This window comes from Mesorhizobium sp. M1143, assembly GCF_040318435.1.
GTDB lineage: Bacteria > Pseudomonadota > Alphaproteobacteria > Rhizobiales > Rhizobiaceae > Mesorhizobium.
Window position 1 is genome coordinate 38,392 of sequence record NZ_JAMYMJ010000023.1, and the last position, 21,105, is coordinate 59,496.

23 protein-coding genes are annotated in these 21,105 nt (G+C 62.7%); 11 read left to right on the forward strand and 12 right to left on the reverse strand.

From position 1 onward, the window contains the following. The first annotated feature begins 9 nt into the window (after positions 1-9). Positions 10-243 carry a BolA/IbaG family iron-sulfur metabolism protein gene (locus NKH35_RS17145; RefSeq protein WP_010909092.1) on the forward strand — a complete coding sequence of 78 codons (234 nt, stop codon included), beginning with the start codon at positions 10-12 and terminating at the stop codon, positions 241-243. A gap of 12 nt (positions 244-255) precedes the next feature. Here the strand turns inward: NKH35_RS17145 and NKH35_RS17150 are convergent, their stop codons facing one another. Beyond that, on the reverse strand, positions 256-1,089 hold the full coding sequence (locus NKH35_RS17150; RefSeq protein ID WP_352915491.1) for a phosphodiester glycosidase family protein: 834 nt from the start codon (positions 1,087-1,089) through the stop codon (positions 256-258). A 160-nt stretch (positions 1,090-1,249) separates the two neighbouring features. Here NKH35_RS17150 and grxD point away from each other — a divergent pair, with 160 nt between their 5' ends. Further along, a complete protein-coding gene (gene grxD, locus NKH35_RS17155) occupies positions 1,250-1,585 on the forward strand; it encodes a Grx4 family monothiol glutaredoxin (protein WP_023669102.1) in 336 nt (111 codons plus the stop codon). 119 nt (positions 1,586-1,704) lie between these two features. Beyond that, complete coding sequence (locus NKH35_RS17160) at positions 1,705-2,973, forward strand: multidrug effflux MFS transporter (protein ID WP_023684881.1); 1,269 nt, start codon at positions 1,705-1,707, stop codon at positions 2,971-2,973. 63 nt (positions 2,974-3,036) lie between these two features. Here the strand turns inward: NKH35_RS17160 and NKH35_RS32025 are convergent, their stop codons facing one another. The 4 genes from NKH35_RS32025 to rpsD form a co-directional block, all read right to left on the reverse strand. Next, entirely contained in the window at positions 3,037-3,447 is a 411-nt protein-coding gene (locus tag NKH35_RS32025; protein ID WP_023669104.1) for a UCP034077 family protein, read from the reverse strand. Positions 3,448-3,532: 85 nt separating this feature from the next. Further along, positions 3,533-4,360 carry an inositol monophosphatase family protein gene (locus NKH35_RS17170; RefSeq protein WP_023684879.1) on the reverse strand — a complete coding sequence of 276 codons (828 nt, stop codon included), beginning with the start codon at positions 4,358-4,360 and terminating at the stop codon, positions 3,533-3,535. Then, positions 4,350-5,237: a tRNA 2-thiocytidine(32) synthetase TtcA gene (gene ttcA, locus NKH35_RS17175; protein ID WP_023734529.1), complete on the reverse strand. Its 888-nt coding sequence runs from the start codon at positions 5,235-5,237 to the stop codon at positions 4,350-4,352. The genes NKH35_RS17170 and ttcA overlap by 11 nt, the downstream gene beginning before the upstream one ends. A gap of 107 nt (positions 5,238-5,344) precedes the next feature. Next, entirely contained in the window at positions 5,345-5,962 is a 618-nt protein-coding gene (rpsD, locus tag NKH35_RS17180) for a 30S ribosomal protein S4 (RefSeq protein WP_023669107.1), read from the reverse strand. A gap of 386 nt (positions 5,963-6,348) precedes the next feature. Here rpsD and NKH35_RS17185 point away from each other — a divergent pair, with 386 nt between their 5' ends. Beyond that, the gene (locus NKH35_RS17185; protein ID WP_023690200.1) at positions 6,349-6,549 is read left to right on the forward strand and encodes a hypothetical protein; all 201 of its coding nucleotides are present in this window, start codon (positions 6,349-6,351) and stop codon (positions 6,547-6,549) included. A gap of 83 nt (positions 6,550-6,632) precedes the next feature. On the opposite strand, the gene NKH35_RS17190 is transcribed toward NKH35_RS17185, so the two are convergent. Next, positions 6,633-6,821, reverse strand: coding sequence for a DUF3008 family protein (locus tag NKH35_RS17190; RefSeq protein WP_023684876.1), 189 nt, complete (start codon positions 6,819-6,821; stop codon positions 6,633-6,635). 162 nt (positions 6,822-6,983) lie between these two features. Between NKH35_RS17190 and NKH35_RS17195 the strand changes: the two genes are divergently transcribed. Continuing rightward, a complete protein-coding gene (locus tag NKH35_RS17195) occupies positions 6,984-8,366 on the forward strand; it encodes an RNB domain-containing ribonuclease (protein WP_352915495.1) in 1,383 nt (460 codons plus the stop codon). Positions 8,367-8,449: 83 nt separating this feature from the next. Here NKH35_RS17195 and murI read toward each other — a convergent pair whose 3' ends face one another. From murI to NKH35_RS17210, 3 genes are all read right to left on the reverse strand, one after another. Then, positions 8,450-9,238: a glutamate racemase gene (murI, locus tag NKH35_RS17200; protein WP_023684874.1), complete on the reverse strand. Its 789-nt coding sequence runs from the start codon at positions 9,236-9,238 to the stop codon at positions 8,450-8,452. Positions 9,239-9,384: 146 nt separating this feature from the next. Continuing rightward, positions 9,385-9,993, reverse strand: a complete 609-nt coding sequence (locus NKH35_RS17205) for a DUF805 domain-containing protein (protein WP_023731156.1) — start codon at positions 9,991-9,993, stop codon at positions 9,385-9,387. Positions 9,994-10,074: 81 nt separating this feature from the next. Then, the gene (locus NKH35_RS17210) at positions 10,075-10,923 is read right to left on the reverse strand and encodes an RNA methyltransferase (RefSeq protein ID WP_352915498.1); all 849 of its coding nucleotides are present in this window, start codon (positions 10,921-10,923) and stop codon (positions 10,075-10,077) included. Between the two features lie 217 nt (positions 10,924-11,140). Between NKH35_RS17210 and NKH35_RS17215 the strand changes: the two genes are divergently transcribed. From NKH35_RS17215 to NKH35_RS17225, 3 genes are read left to right on the forward strand one after another with little or no spacing between them, the layout of a single operon-like run. Continuing rightward, positions 11,141-12,352, forward strand: coding sequence for an NADP-dependent isocitrate dehydrogenase (locus tag NKH35_RS17215; protein WP_023669114.1), 1,212 nt, complete (start codon positions 11,141-11,143; stop codon positions 12,350-12,352). A 10-nt stretch (positions 12,353-12,362) separates the two neighbouring features. Continuing rightward, positions 12,363-12,977 (forward strand): glutathione S-transferase family protein, encoded by a 615-nt coding sequence (locus NKH35_RS17220; RefSeq protein WP_023726929.1) that lies wholly within the window; start codon positions 12,363-12,365, stop codon positions 12,975-12,977. 14 nt (positions 12,978-12,991) lie between these two features. After that, a complete protein-coding gene (locus NKH35_RS17225) occupies positions 12,992-13,576 on the forward strand; it encodes a demethoxyubiquinone hydroxylase family protein (protein WP_023726930.1) in 585 nt (194 codons plus the stop codon). 112 nt (positions 13,577-13,688) lie between these two features. On the opposite strand, the gene alaS is transcribed toward NKH35_RS17225, so the two are convergent. Both alaS and recA read right to left on the reverse strand, forming a co-directional pair. Then, positions 13,689-16,355, reverse strand: a complete 2,667-nt coding sequence (gene alaS / locus NKH35_RS17230) for an alanine--tRNA ligase (RefSeq protein ID WP_286461055.1) — start codon at positions 16,353-16,355, stop codon at positions 13,689-13,691. Positions 16,356-16,626: 271 nt separating this feature from the next. Continuing rightward, positions 16,627-17,730 carry a recombinase RecA gene (gene recA / locus NKH35_RS17235; RefSeq protein ID WP_023684868.1) on the reverse strand — a complete coding sequence of 368 codons (1,104 nt, stop codon included), beginning with the start codon at positions 17,728-17,730 and terminating at the stop codon, positions 16,627-16,629. A 283-nt stretch (positions 17,731-18,013) separates the two neighbouring features. Between recA and NKH35_RS17240 the strand changes: the two genes are divergently transcribed. Continuing rightward, positions 18,014-18,958 (forward strand): carbohydrate kinase family protein, encoded by a 945-nt coding sequence (locus tag NKH35_RS17240; protein ID WP_023684867.1) that lies wholly within the window; start codon positions 18,014-18,016, stop codon positions 18,956-18,958. 70 nt (positions 18,959-19,028) lie between these two features. Next, entirely contained in the window at positions 19,029-19,946 is a 918-nt protein-coding gene (locus NKH35_RS17245; protein WP_023684866.1) for a pseudouridine-5'-phosphate glycosidase, read from the forward strand. A gap of 203 nt (positions 19,947-20,149) precedes the next feature. On the opposite strand, the gene NKH35_RS17250 is transcribed toward NKH35_RS17245, so the two are convergent. Beyond that, positions 20,150-20,473 (reverse strand): TfoX/Sxy family protein, encoded by a 324-nt coding sequence (locus tag NKH35_RS17250; protein WP_023669120.1) that lies wholly within the window; start codon positions 20,471-20,473, stop codon positions 20,150-20,152. Positions 20,474-20,556: 83 nt separating this feature from the next. On the opposite strand from NKH35_RS17250, the gene NKH35_RS17255 reads away from it, so the two are divergent. Beyond that, a complete protein-coding gene (locus NKH35_RS17255; RefSeq protein ID WP_023669121.1) occupies positions 20,557-21,054 on the forward strand; it encodes a GFA family protein in 498 nt (165 codons plus the stop codon). The last annotated feature ends 51 nt before the right edge of the window (positions 21,055-21,105 follow it).

Sequence of the window (21,105 nt, forward strand, 5' to 3'; positions counted from 1 at the left end):
GATTTTGCCATGGCAATGGATGCCCACGACATCGAAAAACTGATCAAGGACGGCATTCCGGACGCCAAGGTGACGATCCGCGACCTCGCCGGTGACGGCGATCACTATGCAGCCGAAGTGGTGGCCGAAAGCTTCCGCGGAAAGAGCCGCGTCCAGCAGCACCAAATGGTCTATGATGCGCTGAAGGGCAATATGGGCGGCGTGCTGCACGCGCTGGCCCTGCAGACCAGCGTGCCGGACTGAAGCCAGACTGGCCTACTGTTTCTGCGGCTGCTTCGCCGACACTGACGTGATCGGCTTCGCCGACACTGAGATGATCGGGCCCGCCGGGTATTTTCCGCCGACGATCATTCTTTTCCCATCCGACAGCGCGGAGACCGCGCCGTCGAGGAACAGCGCGTTGCGGCATTGTAGCGCGTCGCGAAACAGCCGCGCAAAGCTGCCGAAACTGACCTCAGACCGCGAGATCGCCAGAAAAACGGTGTTTTCATCGCGCACGCCGACGCCGTTGCGGATGTAGCGCGAGGTTCCGTTCGGCTCGAAGCGTGGGTGAATCTTGCCATTGATCACCAGCATCGGGCCGGACTGCGTGGCGAAGGCAACATCGCGTTTGGTGACCGCATAGGCGTTGCTTTCCATGACAGCCGCCTTGCCGTCCTTGCCCACCAGAAAAACGCCGTTCGGTTTCAGGAAGAAATTGGCTTCGCCGTCGGCAAGATTGAGCCGTGACTTTTCGCTGCCGTCCTCGACCAGGAGCCCGACCGGCGACAAATCCTCGTGATACATGCCGCCATTCATGGCGAGCAGCACCGGCCTCCCCTCGCCCGCAACAGCCTTGTCGAAGGCTTCGAGCGAACCAAAAGGCTTGCCATCGGCGCCGGCGTGGAAAACACCGATGCTGTCGGCGCGAAGATCGATCTCGCAAACGACATAGGTCACCGCCTCGAAGGCGACATTCCGGCAAGGCGCGGGCAGGTCACCGCCAATGACCAGCGGCGGCGGCTCCGGGCGTCTCGGCCACCAGACAACGGCAATCGCCGCCAGCAGGATGGCGATCGGAAGGGCGGCGCCATATCGTCTTTTCATCATGTTCCGAAGGTTGCAATCGGCTCGGATGCTTGGCCCAAGACAGGCGATCCTTTGCGCCATTTCCGCGACGGCGGCGCAAACATCTTGTTTCGGCCCATCTATGGGTTTATTTGATGGCTATGCTTCGAGCCTGACTCCCACAGGCGTGAAAGGATATCTCATGAGCGGCATCAACGACTACATCGACAGCGAAGTGAAGGGCAACGACGTCGTCCTTTTCATGAAGGGCACGCCCGGTTTTCCGCAGTGCGGCTTTTCCGGCCAGGTCGTCCAGATCCTCGATTACATCGGCGCCGACTATAAGGGCGTCGACGTGCTGACCTCGGCCGAACTGCGCCAGGGCATCAAGGAATATTCGAACTGGCCGACGATCCCCCAGCTCTACGTCAAGGGCGAATTCGTTGGCGGCTGCGACATCATCCGCGAAATGTTCCAGGCGGGCGAGTTGCAGACGTTGCTCGTCGACAAGGGCGTCAGCGTCAAAGCGACAGCCTGATTCTGAGTTGAGACGGGGCAAGCCCCGCCCCGGCAAAATGTTACCTCCCCCTATCGGAGTGAGGACGAACTTATGCGCCGGCATGCCGGCGCATATTCGTTTTGAAGATCGGACCCGCCGTGGACCAGCCAGCAAAAGCGCCGCAACAGGCACGCAAATTGCCTATTCCGCGCTGGGAATTCATCGCGCTGTGCGCGGCACTGATGGCGTTGAACTCGCTGGCCATCGACATCATGCTGCCGGCACTGCAGCAAATCGGCGCCACGCTTGGCGTTGAGAATGAAAACCACCGCCAGTATGTGATCACCGCCTATATATTGGGCTTCGGTGGCGGACAGCTTTTCTTCGGACCGATCTCGGACCGGTTCGGGCGCCGCGCGCCGCTCGTTGCCGGGCTGGCGATTTATGTCGTGGCGGCGGCAGCTGCCGCCATCGCCCCGTCATTCGCCGTCCTGCTGCTGTGCCGGCTGGTGCAAGGCATCGGTGCGGCGGCGACCCGCGTCATCGCCGTCTCGATCGTGCGCGACACGTTCGACGGTCGGCGCATGGCCGAGGTGATGTCTCTGATCTTCATGGTGTTCATGGCCATCCCGGTGATCGCGCCTGGGATCGGCCAGTTCATCATGCTGTTCGCAACATGGCACTGGATCTTCGTCACCATGGCCGTCGGAGCGCTGATCGTGTCGGCGTGGTCGCTGCTGCGGCTGCCGGAGACGCTGCATCCGGAGTACCGCCGGCCGCTGACAGTCTCATCCGTCGTCGGTGGTTTCCGCATCGTGCTCACCAACCGAATGGCGCTTTGCTACGCCTTTGCCAGCACCTTCATTTTCGCCGCCATGTTCGGCTTCATCGCCTCCGCACAGCAGATCTATGTCGACATTTTTCATGTCGGCGAATTGTTTCCTGTCATCTTCGCGGGTGTCGCCGGCGTTCTCGCTTTTTCGAACTACCTCAACTCGCGCCTGGTCGGCCGCATCGGCATGCGCCGCCTGTCGCAGAGCGCACTGCTGTTGTTCCTGGTGATCAGCCTTGCCTGGCTCACCGTTTCGCTTCAAATGAAGATGCCACTCTGGCTGTTCATCACCTTCTTCGCCAGTGCGATGCTCCCGTTCGGCGCGCTCGGCGCCAATTTCAACGCGCTCGCGATGGAGCCGCTCGGCCAACTGGCGGGCACCGCCTCGTCCATCCTGGGCTTCATGCAGACTTTTCTCGGCGGCATCCTCGGCACGCTGATCGGCCAGGCCTTCAACGGCACGGTGACGCCGCTTGCCGCCGGCTTCTGCAGCGTCTCGGTCGCGGCCCTCCTGATGATCCTGATCGCCGAGCGCGGCAAGATGTTCCAGCCGCACAACCCACCCATTTCAGGGCACGTCACCGACCTGCATTGAGCAACTGTTCTGCGCTACGAGTTTTATTTGTCTCAGACCGCAGCCACCTTCAAGCGACGCGTTTCAGGATGCGCCGCCAATCACTGCCGTGAAACGAGGGAACAGCGGGCGCCCTGCGATGGCGCCACCCATGCTGTCCGAAAGAGGCATCGGCAGAGCCTTGTCGAGAGCTTCGAGCACGGATGACACAAAGACCCGGTTGAGCGAGGCATCATCTCCCATATGGGAGAAAGTGGCGCGCGGTTTGCCCATCAGCGTGCCGTTTTTGCGAATTGAGAAACTCAGCGTCAGGGTCATGCCAGCACTTCCAGGCGGCGGCTGCCAACAGGCAAAGATCGCGGAAAACATCTCGTCTATGGTATCGACGGGATCGCGACTGCCGCACGCGCGTTCCTGCGATCTTGCCTCAGTGGCGCCAGCGGCGGCCAAGGCAAGTGCAAGCGCCGTTGCAACAATTGCGGACCGATGTTTCATTTCGCAGCTTCCGACTTCGCGAGAGATTGGACACTATAACAGAGCCAATATACTTGACGAAAGCCTCTACCAGCAGTTGGACCGATTATTGCGCCCAGAGTTCCCTGCGCAACTCCTGCCAGCTTTCCTTGTCCGGGGCGACAAGAATGCCGCCGTCGATATGCGAGGGCAGATAGGCGCTGCCGTCGATCCGCGCGGTGTAGCCGCCGGCCTCGGCGTGGATCAGCACACCGACCAGATGGTCCCACGGCATCAGTTTGTTGTAGACGACGAAATGGGCATGGCCGCTGGCCAGAAGACGGTATTCATGTGCCGCGCAGCGATAGCCGAACTGCGACAGGGTCTTGGTCTGGTTGCGCGCCAGGAGCGAGCGTTGCGGTTCCGCCAGATATTGCCAGGAGACGGAGCCGGTCATCTGCGAGATCGGCACGGCATCGGCGACATGCACCGTCTCCAGCGCGCCATGCGCATGGCGGATATGGCTGCCGGCGCCCTTGGCGCCGATTAGCCAGTCCCGGCCTACGGGGTCATGGATGATACCGGCGACGGTTTCGCCCTTGACGACGACGCTCAGCATGACGCCGAAGAGCGGCACGCCGGAGGCGAAGTTGAAGGTGCCGTCGACCGGGTCGACGACGAAGGCGAGGTCGGCATCGCCGAGCCCCTGAAGCAGCGCCGGATTGTCGGAACAGGCTTCCTCGCCGACGATCATCGCCGTGGGATAGCGCTCGCGCAGCCTGGCCGTGATCAGCCGCTCGGCGTTGATGTCGGCCTCGGTCACCAGGTCGGCAGCCGAGGTCTTCTGTCTGATGTCGCCCTCACCCAGCCGGCGGAAGCGCGGCATGATTTCGGCCCTGGCTGCATCGGCGAGAAGCTCGGCCAGCCAGTCGATCGCTTGGTCGTCAAATATCATCGGAAATGTCTTGTCCTGTGCTGAGGCTGCCATTGAGGGCGGCAAAGTCGAACAGCTTTCTGTCGAGCAGATGCGACGGCCTGGTGTTGGACAGCGCGCGCAGCATCGTGTCCTTGCGGCCCGGCATGCGCTTTTCCATGTCGTCCAGCATCGCCTTCATGGCGTTGCGCTGCAGGCCTTCCTGGCTGCCGCAGAGATCGCAGGGAATGATCGGGAATTTCATAGCGGCCGCGAATTTTTCCAGATCGACCTCGGCGCAGTAGCTCAGCGGCCGCAGCACCATGATGTCACCGTCGTCATTGAGCAGCTTTGGCGGCATGGCGGCAAGGCGGCCGCCATGGAATAGATTCATGAAGAAGGTTTCGAGAATGTCCTCGCGGTGGTGGCCGAGCACCAGCGCCGAACAGCCCTCCTCGCGCGCGATGCGATAGAGATGGCCGCGCCGCAGCCGCGAGCACAGCGAGCAATAGGTGCTGCCCTGAGGCAGCTTGTCGGTGACCACCGAATAGGTGTCCTGATACTCGATGCGATGGGGAATGCGATGCGCATCGAGGTAATCGGGCAAAATGTGCTTCGGGAAATTCGGCTGGCCCTGGTCGAGATTGCAGGCCAGCAGCTCGACCGGCAGTAGCCCGCGCCATTTGAGATCGAGCAGCACGGCCAGCAGGCCGTAGGAATCCTTGCCGCCGGACAAAGCGACAAGCCAACGGTCGCCGGGCCTCGTCATGGCGAAATCCTCGACCGCCTGGCGGGTCAACCGCAACAGCCGCTTACGCAGTTTGTTGAACTCGACGGAAGACGGCACGTCGGCAAACAGCGGATGGAAGCCGCCTTCAGCAATCGGTTCAACTGTTTCGATGTCTGCCAGCATGTTCATGGCTTGTCGCTTTCCATAGCCGAGAGTGCCGGATTAGCGGACATGGCCGACAAAGAAAAGGCCGCCTCGACGGGCGGCCCTTTCCGGTATCGCAGAAAAGCGATCGCTTAGCGCGAATAGAATTCGACGACCAGGTTCGGCTCCATCTGCACGGCGAAGGGAACATCGGCCAGGCCGGGGATGCGCGAGAAGGTCGCGACCATCTTGTTGTGATCGACTTCGATATAGTCCGGCACGTCGCGCTCGGCGAGGCCGACCGCTTCCAGCACGATGACCAGCTGCTTCGACTTTTCGCGCACTTCGACGACGTCGCCCGGCTTGCAACGGTACGAGCCGATGTTGACGCGCTTGCCGTTGACGTTGACGTGGCCGTGGTTGACGAACTGGCGAGCCGCGAAAATGGTCGGCACGAACTTGGAGCGGTAGACGACCGCGTCGAGACGCGACTCGAGCAGGCCGATCAGGTTCTCGGAGGTGTCGCCCTTGCGGCGATCAGCCTCTTCATAGACCTTGCGGAACTGCTTTTCGGAGACATCACCATAGTGACCCTTCAGCTTCTGCTTGGCGCGCAGCTGCAGGCCGAAATCGGAAAGCTTGCCCTTGCGGCGCTGGCCGTGCTGGCCGGGGCCGTATTCACGCTTGTTGACCGGGGACTTCGGGCGGCCCCAGATGTTTTCGCCGAGACGGCGGTCGATCTTGTACTTCGCGGATTCGCGCTTGCTCATCGCATTCCCTTTCAAAACAAACCACCCGGAGCCTCATGGTCCGGGTGAAGGAAACGCGCCCTCCTCTGGCCTCCGTTTTCGAGGCCTGACAGGGTTTTCCCACGCAACGCGGCGGAAAACCCACGGGACACGTCAGTCTAGACAAAACCCAGGAAACGATAAACCTGCTTTCCCGGGCTTGCCATGCAAAAGAAACAACCGGGCATTGCGGCCCGGTGTTGGTGGGCTCGTTAAACGGAGATTTGAGCAGAGTCAAGCGCGTCGCTGGCGCTGGGCCCGGCAACCATATCACGTCTTTGGCGTTGAGTGCCGTGCCGGATGCGGCGGGAGGTTGTTGCGCCGACTGCATTTAGGAAGGGACTGGAGCCAAAGGAGCCCGAAGTCGCATGAAGAAGTTTTTCCTCTCGTTGGTCGGTGCAGCCGTCCTGGCCGGGACGATGTCGATCGCCGTGCCCGAGCCAGCGATGGCCAAGCATTGGCAGGGCCACAAGCATCGTCAGACCTGCCATGTCGTGGTGAAGAAGAAGGTCATCTGGCGGCATGGCCACAAGAAGGTCATCCGCTACAAGGTGAAGCGCTGCTGGTGACGTCAGGAGTTTCGGGCTTGGCCTGAATCGAAGAAGCCCGTGGTTTCGGCCACGGGCTTTGTTTATCAACTCGGTTCAAGGTTTCAGTCTGCCGATTTCTTCTCCGGCAGGCCTTTGCGCTTGGTCTCGGCGAATTCCTCGAGCTGTTTTTCGCTCATCGAATTGTACATCGACTTCGACGCGCCTTGAAGCTCGCTCTTCCTGGTCTCGCCGCGCTTGGCCGACAGGGCTGCTCCAGCGGCCTTTTGCTGTGCTTTTGAGGTTGCAGGCATATCGGCTCCTCCTTTGCTGCCAGAGGAAGAAACGTTGCGCTCCGGCGACGGTTCCAGCGCTGGCGGTCAACTTCCGTTCCGCGCTTATGCCTGCCCATGGTCGGCCGGCACTGCCGGCAAAACCACCTTCCCGTGCCCGCAACGCCGGTGTAGGACGGCGCCATGAAATCGTTGAACGATCCCTCGCAGGCACTCGCTACCGGCCTCGCGAAAATCCGCACCGAGTTCCATGTGCCGGAGGGATTTCCCCCTGATGTAATGGCCATGGCACAGACGGCGGCCAGGCGCGTGCCCGACCAGCATGCCGACCGCACGGCGATGCCCTTCGTGACGCTCGACCCCGCGGCTTCCACCGATCTTGACCAAGCGTTTTCGATCGAAGCGAGCGGTAGCGACCTTCTGTTGCACTATGCCATTGCCGACGTAGCCTGGTTCGTCGCAGACGGCGACGCGGTGGATCGCGAAGCCTGGGCGCGGGGCGAAACCCTGTATTTGCCGGACGGGAAGGCCGGGCTCTATCCCCGGGTCATTGCCGAGGGCGCCGCGAGCTTGCTGCCCGGCGGTCCGCGTCCGGCTGTCATCTTCACGGTCCGGATCGCCGACGACGGAGCGGTAAGGCTGGATGGCGCGGAGCGGGCAATCATTCAAAGCCGCGCCAAGCTCGCCTATGACAGCGTGCAGGCCGCCGACGTCCCAGTCGGCTTCGCCGAAATCGCGCGGCGCATGGCGGCGGCCGAAGATCGTCGCGGCGCTTCGCGCGTCGACCCGCCCGAGCAGGAGGTGGAACAGCTTGCCGATGGCACATTCCAGCTTGCGTTCAGACCGCTGCTGCAATCCGAGCAAGACAACGCAGCACTTTCGCTGGCCGCCAACATGGCGATTGCCGACGCCATGCTGGCACACCGGACCGGGTTGTTCCGGGTGATGGCGCCGCCCGATGCTTCCAAAGTACAAAGACTGCGCAGCGCGGCACGGGCCTTAGGCCTGTCCTGGCCTCCTTCGACCAGCCTGTCCGACTATCAGCGAACCCTCGATCCGACCAACATGCAACAGGCAGCGCTGATGCTGGAAATCCGCCGCGCCGGCTCCGGTGCGTCCTACCAACCCTATGAAGAAGGCGTTGTCCCCTGGCACGAGGCGATGGCCGCGACCTATGCCCACGCCACCGCACCCCTGAGGCGGCTGGCCGATCGCTATGTCGTGCGCTGCGTGCTGGCCATCGTCAACGGCCAGCCGGTGCCGCAAGCCGTTACCGAGGCGTTTTCCAGACTGCCAAAGGTGATGGGCCGCGCAGGCGCCCGCGCCTCGCAGATCAACCACGCGGCCATCGACCTTGCCGAGGCGGTGATGCTGAGGGGGCGCGTGGGTGAAACATTCAAGGCCGTCGTCACCGACGTCGGTGATCAGCGTGCGCGCGTTCAGCTCTCGGACATGCCTGTCGTTGCGAATGTGAAGGCCTCAGGGTTCAGGCAGGGCGATGGCCTGACGCTAAGGCTTGTTTCGGCCGATCCGGAGCGGCGCGTCATTGTCTTCGAACCTGTCTAAAGCGCGTCGGCGACGCGCTTTGGTTTTTTTGTTTTTTGCATGTCGTTGTCCCAAAACCGCTGCGCACTTTTGGGCGACATGCATTAGCGCGCGCTCAATCCAAAACCCTGCATCAGCCGGCTGATGGCGAAATCCGCCTTTCCCGAGGTAAAGACGGCGATGTCGGGCTCGCTTTGCGGCAATGGCCCGTCGACAGCCGGAAGCAGCGACAGAGCACGCCGCGCAATCGCCTCGGCCGGGTCGATCCAGTCGACCGGCCAGGGCGCGGTCTTGCGCATGCGATTGGCCAGGAACGGATAGTGCGTGCAGGCGAGCACGACGATGTCCGTGCGCAAATCGTCATGCTGGACGAAACACGGTGCGATCTCGGCACGCACGGCCTCCTCGTCGACAAAGCCCTCGCGCATGTAGGCCTCGGCCAGTCCGGCCAGATTGTTGCTGCCGACCAGCCGGACATGGCATTTCTGCGCCCATTTGCCGATCAGGTCGCGCGTGTACTGGCGCTTCACCGTGCCCGGCGTCGCCAGCACCGAGACCAGCCCGGACCGGGTGCGCTCGGCAGCCGGCTTGATTGCCGGCACCGTGCCGACAAAGGGATGGCCAGGGAATTTTTCCCGCAACGCATCGATCACCAGCGTCGAAGCGGTATTGCAGGCGACGACCGAAATTTCCGGATCAAAACGGTCGAGCAGCTTGGCGAAGAGCTCGACTATATGGGCCTGCAGCGCCGGCTCTTCCCAGGCGCCGTAGGGAAAGGCCTTGTCATCGGCGACGTAGACGAAGCGCCGGTCGGGCATCAGCACGCGCGCTTCGCGCAGCACGGTCAATCCGCCAACGCCGGAATCGAACATCAGTATCGGACGGTGGCTCATTGATATCGGACCATGAAAGAGGCTGGATCAGAAGGCTTGGCGGTCATTGGCCAATGCCGTTCTATCTGCAACCATCATGGCCTTGAAGTGGCGAATGTTAGCAACTTCCACGCAAAGCCGGCGAAGACGACCTTGCCTCGGCTGCTCTAGAGCCCGCGCTTGCCGAAGCCGGCGGGCCGCGGACGGCCCAGAGGCTGGGCGGACGGCACCGAGCGCGTGGCCGGTGTGGCGTTGCGCATAGAAGACTGTGCCGCGCTGCTGGCCATCCGGCTGGATGCCGCAGGCATGGGCGTATCGCCATCGAAATCGAAAACCGATGTCAGTTCGTCGATATTGATGCCCGCCACCGGCTTAGCCACCAGAATCGTGCACCAAAGGCCAAAGATCGACAGCGCAAGCAGGTTCAAACCGCTGGACGTGCTTTCCGGATTGTTGAAATCGATGACCAGCAGCGTGCCTGCCTGCAGAAAGGCGTAGATGGCGCAGAACACGATGTAGGACCACAGGATCCAGGCTTTGCCGTTGGCGTCGCGGCTGCGTCGCCAGGCGATGTTGGCACGCATGACCACAGCCAGGAGGGAAACGATCAGAACCGCGCCTGCCATCCCTTGCCGCGATGGACCGGGCGCCGAGTTGACCAGCCCCTCAAAGCCGATCGTGCCAACGATGCACAGCACGGCAAGAACGGCCTCGAGCAGGGCTACGCCGAGCGAATAGAAGAAGAAGCGCATACGGCCGATTTTGGACGTGAACATTTGCCACCCCACCGTTTTGACAACAATGGACGAGAGGCAAATAAAATTCGGTTACTTCAGCCGTTCGAAGCTTAGCGATTTCTAATCTTCTTTGTCTGCCTGGCGTTTTCGCGCAGCGGCCGGCAAACGCCTTGGATCGTCTCCCGGCGAGCCGTCACCGCGCGGCATGGCCGGCGAAAACCGGTCGAGCGACGAGATGATGCCACGCAGCACTTTCAGTTCCGGCTCGGCGAAACCGGCGCGCGTCAAGACGGCGCGCAGATTGTCGACCATCTTGGGTTTCTTGGGCGCCGGGCGGAAATAACCGCGCGCTTCGAGCGCGCCTTCGAGATAGGCAAACAGCCCGTGCAACTCTTCCTTGCTTGCCGGCTTCATTTCAGGGCTGGAGAAATTGGTCGCCGTCTCGTCCTTCAGGCCGGATTTCATCCATTCATAGGACATCAACAGCACGGCCTGGGCGATGTTGAGCGACGAAAAGCCGGGATCGACCGGGAAGGTGACGATCTCGTCGGCCAGCCCGACCTCGTCATTGTAGAGCCCAAAACGCTCGCGGCCGAACAAGATGCCGGTGCGCAGGCCGGCTATCTGACGCGCCCTGAGCGCCCTGCCCGCCTCGACCGGACCACGCACGGGTTTGAAGCCGTCGCGCTCCCGCGCCGTGGTGGCGAAGACGAAGTTGAGGTCGGCGACGGCGGACGCCAGGTCGCCGAACACTGTTACGGCATCGATGACATGGTCGGCGCGGCTGGCGGCGGCGCGCGCCTTCTCGCTCGGCCAGCCGTCACGCGGGTTGACCAGTCTCAGTTCGGCAAGGCCGAAATTGGCCATGGCGCGCGCGACCATACCGATATTCTCGCCGAGCTGCGGCTCGACCAGGATGATCGCCGGCCCGGCGGCGGATGCGTTTTCAGGATGATCGACGGCGGACATGATCTCAATGAACTGCTGTTTGCGGCATTTCAGCGTTCCCTGCCACATCCGCTTGGCAAAATGAAGCTTTTGCAAAACACCGGTCGCGGCACAGACGACCCATTCTGCACGGATCGTCGTTTGCGCGGCCAAATAGGCTTTGATATACGCTCCGCATTCCCGGCCGAAGCCATGCGGGCGAGGCCGTTTTGTTCCCCAAAAGCGAGGCATTCTTTTCATGGCGAAGATCAAGGTGGCGAACCCGGTCGTCGAGCTCGACGGCGACGAGATGACCCGCATCATCTGGCAGTTCATCAAGGACAAGCTGATCCACCCTTATCTCGACCTGAAGCTCGAATATTACGACCTCGGCGTCGAGCACCGCGACGCCACCAACGACCAGGTGACCATCGATTCGGCCAATGCCATCAAGAAATGGGGCGTCGGCGTGAAATGCGCGACGATCACGCCCGACGAGCAGCGCGTCGAGGAATTCAAGCTGAAGAAGATGTGGAAGTCGCCGAACGGCACCATCCGTAACATTCTCGGCGGCACCATTTTCCGCGAACCGATCATCATGAAGAACGTGCCGCGCCTGGTGCCCGGCTGGACCAAGCCCATCATCGTCGGCCGTCATGCTTTCGGTGACCAGTATCGCGCCACCGACTTCCGCTTCCCCGGCAAGGGCAAGCTGACCATCAAGTTCGTCGGCGAGGACGGCAAGGTGATCGAGCACGACGTGTACGACGCACCCGGCGCCGGCGTTGCCATGGCGATGTACAATCTCGACGACTCCATCCGCGAATTCGCCCGCGCCTCGCTGAATTACGGCCTGCTGCGCAATTATCCGGTTTATCTCTCGACCAAGAACACCATCCTCAAAGCCTATGACGGCCGCTTCAAGGACATTTTCCAGGAGGTCTACGAGGCTGAATTCGAGGCCGAGTTCAAGGCGAAGAAGCTGTGGTACGAGCACCGGCTGATCGACGACATGGTGGCCTCCGCCCTGAAATGGTCTGGCGGCTACGTCTGGGCCTGCAAGAATTATGACGGCGACGTCCAGTCCGACACGGTGGCGCAAGGTTTTGGCTCGCTTGGCCTGATGACCTCCGTGCTGATGACGCCGGACGGCAAGACGGTGGAAGCGGAGGCCGCGCACGGCACCGTGACGCGCCACTATCGCCAGCACCAGAAGGGCGAGGAAACCTCGACCAATTCGATCGCCTCGATCTTCGCCTGGACGCGCGGCCTCGCCCACCGCGCCAAGCTCGACGATAATGCCGAGTTGAAGCGATTTGCCGACACGCTGGAGAAGGTCTGCATCCAGACGGTTGAGAGCGGCTTCATGACCAAGGACCTGTCGCTCTTGATCGGTCCCGACCAACCATGGCTGTCGACCACCGGCTTCCTCGACAAGATCGACGAGAATTTGCAGAAGGCGATGGCGTAAGCCGGCAGCCATGGCCAAGCCGGTCGTCTACGGGGCGGACTACAGCGTCTATGTGCGCATCGTCCGCCTCGTGCTGGCGGAAAAAGGCATCGACTACGACCTTGTGCCGGTCGATGTCTTTGCCGCCGAGGGCACTCCCGCCTGGTACTTCGAGCATCACCCTTTCGGCCGCATTCCGGCCTTCGAGCACGGCGGGTTTCGCCTGTTCGAAACCAGCGCAATCGCCCGCTATGTCGACGAGGCGTTCGACGGCCCGGCACTGCAGCCAAAAGACGCCCGCACCCGCGCAACGATGAACCAGATCATCGGCATGCTCGACGCCTATGCCTACAGATCGATGGTCTGGGACGTCGCCGTCGAGCGGCTTGAGAAGGAAGCGCCAGACGAGGCACTGGTCGCCAACGGGCTGCGCCAGGCGGAAACGGTGCTGCGGGTGCTCACCGCACTCAAGCCTCCCGGGCCGTGGCTGCTCGGCGACCAGCTGACGCTGGTCGACCTGCATGCGGCATCCATCATCGCCTATTTCGTCAAGGTCGCCGACGGGCAAAAGCTGCTTGCGGCGTTCGCCGACATCCAGGCCTGGTGGGACGGCATCGCAAAACGTCCGAGCCTGGCGGCGGGCTGATATGGGTTCGGGCCATGGCTGACCCATCTCGCCAGGACGCGCTCACCATCGCCAGAATTGTCAGGGTCAACCACGCCGGTGAGTTCGGTGCGATCAGGATCTATTCGGCGCAGATTCTTGTCGCCAGGCGCTTCTGGCCGGATTGCGTGCCATCCTTGTCGGAGATGCTCGGGCACGAGCGCACGCATTGCGCCGCCTTCCGTGCCGCCATGCCGGCGCGGAAGGCGCGACCGTGCCGGGTGATGCAATTCTGGAGCTGGGGTGGCTGGCTGCTGGGTTTTGTGACCGCCCTGATTGGTCCGCAAGGCATCTGGGCCTGCACGGCGGCTGTTGAAGCGGCGGTGCACCGCCATCTGGATGATCAGCTGTTTTTTCTCGCCAACCGCGACCACGACTTGCACGGCATCATCCTGGCGATCCGCGAGGAAGAGCTCGCCCATCTTCATCACGCCGAAGAGCAACTGAAATCGCCCGGCCCGGCGCTGAACTTTTTACGGTCGCTGATTTCGATGGCCGCGGACGTGCTGATCTGGCTGTCCACCTGGGGCGATTCCAGCAGAATGACGCGCGCCCTGAAGGCGGCGAAAAGAACTAGCTAGACGGACCGTCTAAGAGCTGATTGCCGGCTTGCCACTATCAGCCACAGAATGGCAAGCACGGCGGCGAAGGCCGGAAAGCCGCACACGAACCAGATACGACATAGGGTGGCTTTCAGGCTGCCTCCAGCGCCGCCCTCACCGCGGCGATCGCATCATTGGCCTTCGAGGCGTCCGGACCGCCGGCTTGCGCCATGTCGGGCCGTCCGCCGCCGCCCTGCCCGCCCAATGCGGCCGAGGCAACGCGCACCAGATCGACAGCGCTGAAGCGGCCGACGAGATCGTCCGTCACGGCGACCACGACGCTTGCCTTGTTGTCTTCGCCCGCACCGACGAAGACGACGACGCCGGAGCCGAGCGATGTCTTGCCGGCATCGGCCAGCGGCTTCAAATCCTTCGGCGACACGCCGGAAACCGCTTTGCCGAGGAAGCCGATACCGGCGACGGTTTCGGTGGTGGCCGGAGCATCGGCCGCGGCACCACCGCCCAGCGCGAGTTTCTTGCGCGCTTCGCTCAGCTCCTTCTCGAGCTTCTTGCGCTCCTCGAGCAGCGTCTCGACACGCGCCGGCACGTCGGCCGGCGAGATCTTCAGCACGGCCGCAGTTGCCTTCAGGCGCCTGTCCTGCTCATCGAGATGTTTGCGCGCGGCTTCGCCGGTCAGCGCCTCGATGCGGCGCACGCCGGCGGCGACCGCGCTGTCGGAGACGACACGGACCAGGCCGATATCGCCGGTCGCCCGGACATGGGTGCCGCCACAAAGTTCGACGGAATAGGGTCTATTGGCCTTGGCGCCATGCACGCCGGTGCCCATCGAGACGACACGCACCTCGTCACCATATTTCTCGCCGAACAGCGCCATGGCGCCCTCGGCAATGGCGTCATCGACCGACATCAGGCGCGTCGTCACCGGGCTGTTCTGGACGACGATTTCGTTGGCCATGCGCTCGACCTCTTCGAGATCTTCGGCCGAGATCGGCTTGTTGTGCGAGATGTCGAAGCGCAGGCGCTCGGGCGCGACCAGCGAACCTTTCTGCGCGACATGGGTGCCCAGCACCTCGCGCAGCGCCTCATGGATCAGATGCGTTGCCGAATGGTTGGCACGCAGCCGGGTGCGGCGCGCATGGTCAACCTTCAGCTCGACGGCTGCACCTGGCTTGACCGTGCCGTTCGTCACCTTGCCCAGATGCACGAACAGGCCGTCGGCCTTTTTCTGCGTGTCGGAAACCTCGATCGAGAAACCTTCGCCGGAGATGATGCCGGTGTCGCCCATCTGGCCGCCCGACTCGCCATAGAACGGCGTCTGGTTGACGACCACCGCCACCGCGTCGCCCTTGCCGGCGCTATCGACTGTCTTGCCGTCCTTGACCAGGGCCTGGATGAGGCCTTCCGCCTGTTCGGTCTCGTAGCCGAGGAATTCGGTGGCGCCGGCCTTCTCGCGTACAGAAAACCAGATGGTCTCGGTGGCCGCGTCGCCGGAGCCAGCCCAATGCTTGCGCGCTTCGGCCTTCTGCTGCTCCATCGCATGGGTGAAGCCGGCAAGGTCGACCGAGATGTTGCGCTGGCGCAGTGCGTCCTGCGTCAGATCGAGCGGGAAGCCGTACGTGTCATAGAGCTTGAACGCCGTCTCGCCATCCAGCATATCGCCGGCGTGCAGCGTATCTGTCGCCTCCGAGAGCAGGCCGAGGCCGCGCACCAGCGTCTTGCGGAACCTGGTCTCCTCGAGCTTCAGCGTCTCGGTAATCAGCTGTTCGCCGCGCAGCAGTTCGGGATAGGCCTGGCCCATCTCACGCACTAGCGCCGGCACCAGCTTCCACATCAACGGCTCCTTGGCGCCGAGCAACTGCGCATGGCGCATGGCGCGGCGCATGATGCGGCGCAGCACATAGCCGCGGCCTTCGTTCGACGGCAGCACGCCGTCGGCAACCAGGAAGGAGGACGAGCGCAGATGATCGGCAATGACGCGGAAGGAGGCGACCGTCTCCTTGTCCGGGCCCTGCCCGAGCGCTGACGAGGCCGCATCGATCAGATGACGGAACAGGTCGGTCTCGAAGACGCTCTCCACCCCTTGCAGGATGGAGGCCATGCGCTCCAGGCCCATGCCGGTGTCGATCGACGGCCGCGGCAGGTCGATGCGCTCATCCTTGGTGACCTGCTCATATTGCATGAACACCAGGTTCCAGAATTCAAGGAAGCGGTCGCCATCCTCCTCCGGGCTGCCGGGAGGGCCGCCCCAGATGTGCTCGCCACGGTCGATGAAGATTTCCGAGCACGGCCCGCACGGTCCGGTGTCGCCCATAGCCCAGAAATTGTCGGAGGTCGGGATGCGGATGATGCGGTCATCGGAGAAACCGGCGATCTTCTTCCAGAAGCCGGCCGCCTCGTCATCGGTGTGATAGACGGTGACCAGCAGCTTGTCCTTGTTCAGCCCGAACTCCTTGGTGATCAGGTTCCAGGCCAGTTCGATGGCGCGCTCCTTGAAATAGTCGCCGAAGGAGAAATTGCCGAGCATTTCGAAGAAGGTCAGATGGCGCGCGGTGTAGCCGACATTGTCGAGGTCGTTGTGCTTGCCGCCGGCGCGCACGCTTTTCTGCGCAGTGGTGGCGCGCGAATAGGACCGCTTCTCCAGGCCGGTGAAGACGTTCTTGAACTGCACCATGCCGGCATTGGTGAACATCAGCGTCGGGTCGTTGCGCGGCACCAGCGGGCTCGAGGCCACGACCTCGTGGCCCTCCTTGCGGAAATAGTCGAGGAATGTCGACCGGATCTCGTTCACGCCACTCATGAGTGCTGCCTTTTCGCGAAAACCGCCGGCACGGCCGGCGGACACTGGTCTCTGCTTTTTAGAAGATTGACTTGGCCTTTTAGCGGGCACGCCCCACCCTGTCCAGAAACACGGAATTGGGCCAATCCGGCAACTGCCAAGCCGGCTTCACGCTGCCCAAAAACGAAAACCGCCGGCGCGAAGGCCGGCGGTTTGAAACGCAATACTAAAGAACTCGGTTACTTAAGCATCGGATAATAGACTGGATTTATGGCCGAACTCTGGCCGTGCCCTACATGGCGCCGGATTCTTCCTCGAAGCCGTCGTCGCTTTCGCCGCGCTCGGGGCCACCATTTTCAAGAAATTTCTCGGCGATCAGCCCGGCATTCTGCCGCAGCGCAAGTTCGATCTCACGCGCCGTGTCGGGATTGTCGCGCAGGAACAGTTTGGCGTTTTCGCGACCTTGGCCGAGACGCTGCGAATTGTAGGAGAACCAGGCGCCGGACTTCTCGACCACGCCGGCCTTGACGCCGAGATCGACCAGTTCGCCGGTCTTGGAGACGCCCTCGCCATACATGATGTCGAACTCGACCACCTTGAAGGGCGGCGCCAGCTTGTTCTTGACCACCTTGACCCGGGTCTGGTTGCCGACGACCTCGTCGCGGTCCTTGACCGAGCCGATGCGGCGGATGTCGAGGCGCACCGAAGCGTAGAATTTCAGCGCGTTGCCGCCGGTCGTGGTTTCCGGCGAACCGAACATGACGCCGATCTTCATGCGGATCTGGTTGATGAAGATGACCATGGTGTTGGAGCGCGAGATCGAGGCGGTCAGCTTGCGCAGCGCCTGGCTCATCAGACGAGCCTGGAGACCGGGCAGCGAATCGCCCATCTCGCCCTCGATTTCAGCGCGCGGCGTCAGGGCGGCCACCGAATCGACCACCAGAACGTCGATGGCGCCGGAACGCACCAGCGTGTCGCAGATTTCCAGTGCCTGCTCGCCGGTGTCCGGCTGCGAGATCAAGAGGTTTTCCAGATCGACGCCGAGCTTGCGGGCATAGACCGGGTCGAGCGCATGCTCGGCATCGACGAAGGCGCAGATACCGCCCTTCTTCTGGGCTTCGGCAACTGTGTGCAGCGCCAGTGTCGTCTTGCCCGAGCTTTCCGGCCCGTAGATCTCGACAATGCGGCCGCGCGGCAGGCCACCGACGCCAAGCGCGATGTCGAGGCCAAGCGATCCGGTCGGCACGGTTTCAATCTCGACGACCTGCTCGTTGGCGCCCAGCCGCATGATCGAGCCCTTGCCGAAGGCGCGCTCGATTTGCGACAGCGCCGCGTCCAGAGCCTTTGATTTGTCCACCGCTTTGTCCTCTACAAGCCGCAAAGTATTCTGAGCCATGATACATCACCCCTTGGTCGTCAATGAAGGCCGGACAATCCGTAATCCCTGCCCTATTTGTACCTTTTTTGTTCTCGTTTGGCAAGAGGGGTCAAATATCTGAAAAGCGATCTTTATCCGGATTTGTTCTTTTTCGGTCTCATGGTTTCGTTTCCGGATGTATCCACCATTGGGCCAGGCGCTCCGGCGGTTTGGCTCCGCCCGAATCGCTGGCTTGCTTGCGAAGCTCCGTCGCACAGCCTAGCGCTTGTCTGGTTCGAATAACAAAGGTCATATCGCCTACATGGTGAAATCAGCAAAAATACTGGCGGTGGGCGGCGCCCATATCGACCGGCGCGGTCAGGTGTCCGGTGCTTACGTGCCGGCGGCGTCCAACCCCGGCACGATGCGCGAGGATGTCGGCGGCGGCGTCTTCAACGCGCTGCGCAGCCTCGTGCGGCGCGGCGTCTCGGCCTCGCTTTTGTCGGTGCGCGGCGGCGATGCCTCGGCCGAGACGGTTGCGCGCGCCATCACTGAGGCCGGCATTGCCGATCTGTCGGCGGTGTTCCTCGACCGCACCACGCCGAGCTACACGGCGCTGATCGATCGCGACGGCGAGCTGATCACCGGCTTTGCCGATATGGCGCTCTACGATTTGGCGTTCCCCAAGCAGATCCGCCGCTCCAAGGTGCGCGAGGTGGTCGCCGAGGCCGATGCGGTGCTCTGCGACGCCAATCTGCCATCAACGGCGCTGGAGCGGCTGGTGGGGCTCGCCGCCGGCAAGCCGGTGTTCGCCATCGCCATTTCGCCGGCCAAGGTGGTGCGGCTGATACCGGTGCTGAAGGAACTCGCGCAGGTCTTCATGAACCGGCGCGAGGCCATGGTGCTGGCCGGCGTCGATGCCAATGCCACCGAGCGCGAGACCGTCGACGGACTGCGCTGCAGCGGCCTCACCAGTGGCGTGGTGACGGCGGGCGACGGCCCGGTGCTGGGATTCGACGAAGCCGGCGCCTTCTCTATCCTGCCGCCGGCGCCGAGAAAAGTCGCCGACGTCACCGGCGCCGGCGACGCGCTGGCCGGCGCCACCATCGCTGCCCTGCTGCGCGGCCTGCCCCTGCGCCAGGCATTGCGCGAGGGCGTTGCCGCCGCCACGCTGGCCATTGAAAGCGCCGACGCGGTTCCGGCCTTCACGATTGCGACCTTCACCGAGGCACTGGCTCTTGTGCCCGACGCGCAGGAAATGGCATGAGGGCGGCCAATTGCCATTGCCGGAGCGCGACGTCCAAGCGGACGCGCGGATCTCCGGATCGGAGACCATCATGACACCGCAAAGCGCCCGCCCCTTCATCGACCTCCACGCGCCCGTGGCCGAGGCGCTCGCCGCTGGCCGCCCCGTCGTGGCGCTGGAAAGCACCATCATCACCCATGGCATGCCTTACCCCGACAATGGCGCCATGGCCGCCAATGTCGAAAAGATAATCCTGGACAATGGCGCGGTGCCGGCGACGATCGCCGTGGTCGCCGGCCGCATCAAGATCGGGCTTTCCGACGGCGAGCGCGAGTCGCTGGCGATGACCGGCGACGCCATGAAGCTGTCGCGCGCCGATCTCGGCTTTGCGGTGGCGCAAGGCCGCACCGGCGGCACCACGGTCGCCGCCACCATGATCGCGGCCGACATGGTCGGGATAAAGGTGTTCGCCACCGGCGGCATTGGCGGCGTCCACAAGGGCGCGGAAAAAAGCTTCGACATCTCGGCCGATCTCGACGAGTTGGCGCGCACCCCGGTCATCGTCGTCTCGGCCGGCGCCAAGGCGATCCTCGACATCGAAAAGACCCTGGAAGTGCTGGAGACGCGCGGCGTGCCGGTGATTGGCCATGGCTGCGAGACGATGCCGGCCTTCTGGTCGCGGCATTCGCCGTTCCGCGCGCCGCTGACCCTGCACAGACCGGAAGAGATCGCGCATTTCTACAAGACCAGGGCGGCACTTGGCCTGGTCGGCGGCACGCTGATCGCCAACCCGGTGCCGCAGGACGATGAAATCCCGGCCGACGAGATGGCCGGCTATATCGAGGCCGCGCAGAAGGCGGCGGAAGTGCAGAATGTGACCGGAAAGGCGGTGACGCCGTTCCTGTTGGGCAAAATCCTCGAACTGACCGGCGGCCGGAGCTTGAAGACCAACATCGCGCTGGTCGAGAACAATGCGCGGCTGGCGGCGAGGATTGCCAAGGCGCTGTAGGATCGCCTACGTCGGCGGGACAGCACCCCCCTCTGGCCTGCCGGCCATCTCCCCCGCAAGGAGGGAGATTAACAGCTTAGCCGCAGGCTCCCATTTTCAACGATGGTGATTGGCGAAGACCAATGTGACAACTGATCTCCCCCCTTGCGGGGGAGATGTCCGGCAGGACAGAGGGGGGTGGGAAGAAACGCGACGGTCCCGGTTCACTTCCCCGCCCGCCGCCCCGCCTCATACGCCCGGCGCGCCCACACCCTCATCTCGTCAGGATCATCAAACGCGTCGTCGGGAATGCTCCAGTACGGCATCGCGACCAGCTTGCCGTGGCGGGTGCCGGTATAGGTCCATTGCTTGCAGCCGGCGGCTTCGAAGTCGGGCGCGCTTTGCTCGTCAGCCTTGAGCAGCAATTCGCCGCGCAGCACGATAGCGACGATGACGCCGTCGAAATAGATACCCTTGCCGCCGAACAGTTTTCGGATACTGACCGGGCCGAGGCCTTCGAACAGCTCTTCGATGCGTTCATTGTCCATGCCGCAATCATGTCACCGGGCTTGCCATGGCTGCAACCAAAAACCATGCTGGCAAGTTGAGAGCCATCCGTCGGAGTTTTGTCATGCCGCTGCTGCTCAAGGGATCCTGCCGCTGCGATGCCGTCCATTTCGAGGTGGAGAGCAACACGCCGGTGCCGTTCATGCTGTGCTACTGCTCGATCTGCCGCAAGCAGCAGGGCGGCGGCGGCTTCGCCATCAATCTCGGCGCCGATTACAAGACGCTGAAAATCAAGGGCAAGCGCAATCTCGGCGTCTACCAGGCCGAGATCGCGGACGACGAGCATCCAAAGTGTGAGATTTCGACGGGCGAGCGCAATTTCTGCAAGAAGTGCGGTTCGGCGCTCTGGCTCTACGATCCGACATGGCCGGACCTGGTCCACCCCTTCGCCTCGGCAATCGACAGCGAGTTGCCGAAGCCGCCGGAGAAGGTGCATCTGATGTTGAAATACAAGGCGAGTTGGGTCGAGCCGGTGATCGGCAAGAAGGACAATGCGTTCGACGTCTATCCCGAGGAATCGATCGCCGACTGGCACAAGCGGACGAAGATGTGGGTGAAGTGAGGACTCGGAGCGCGACTTCCGATGGTTAGCGCTGCCCCTCATCCGGCCCTT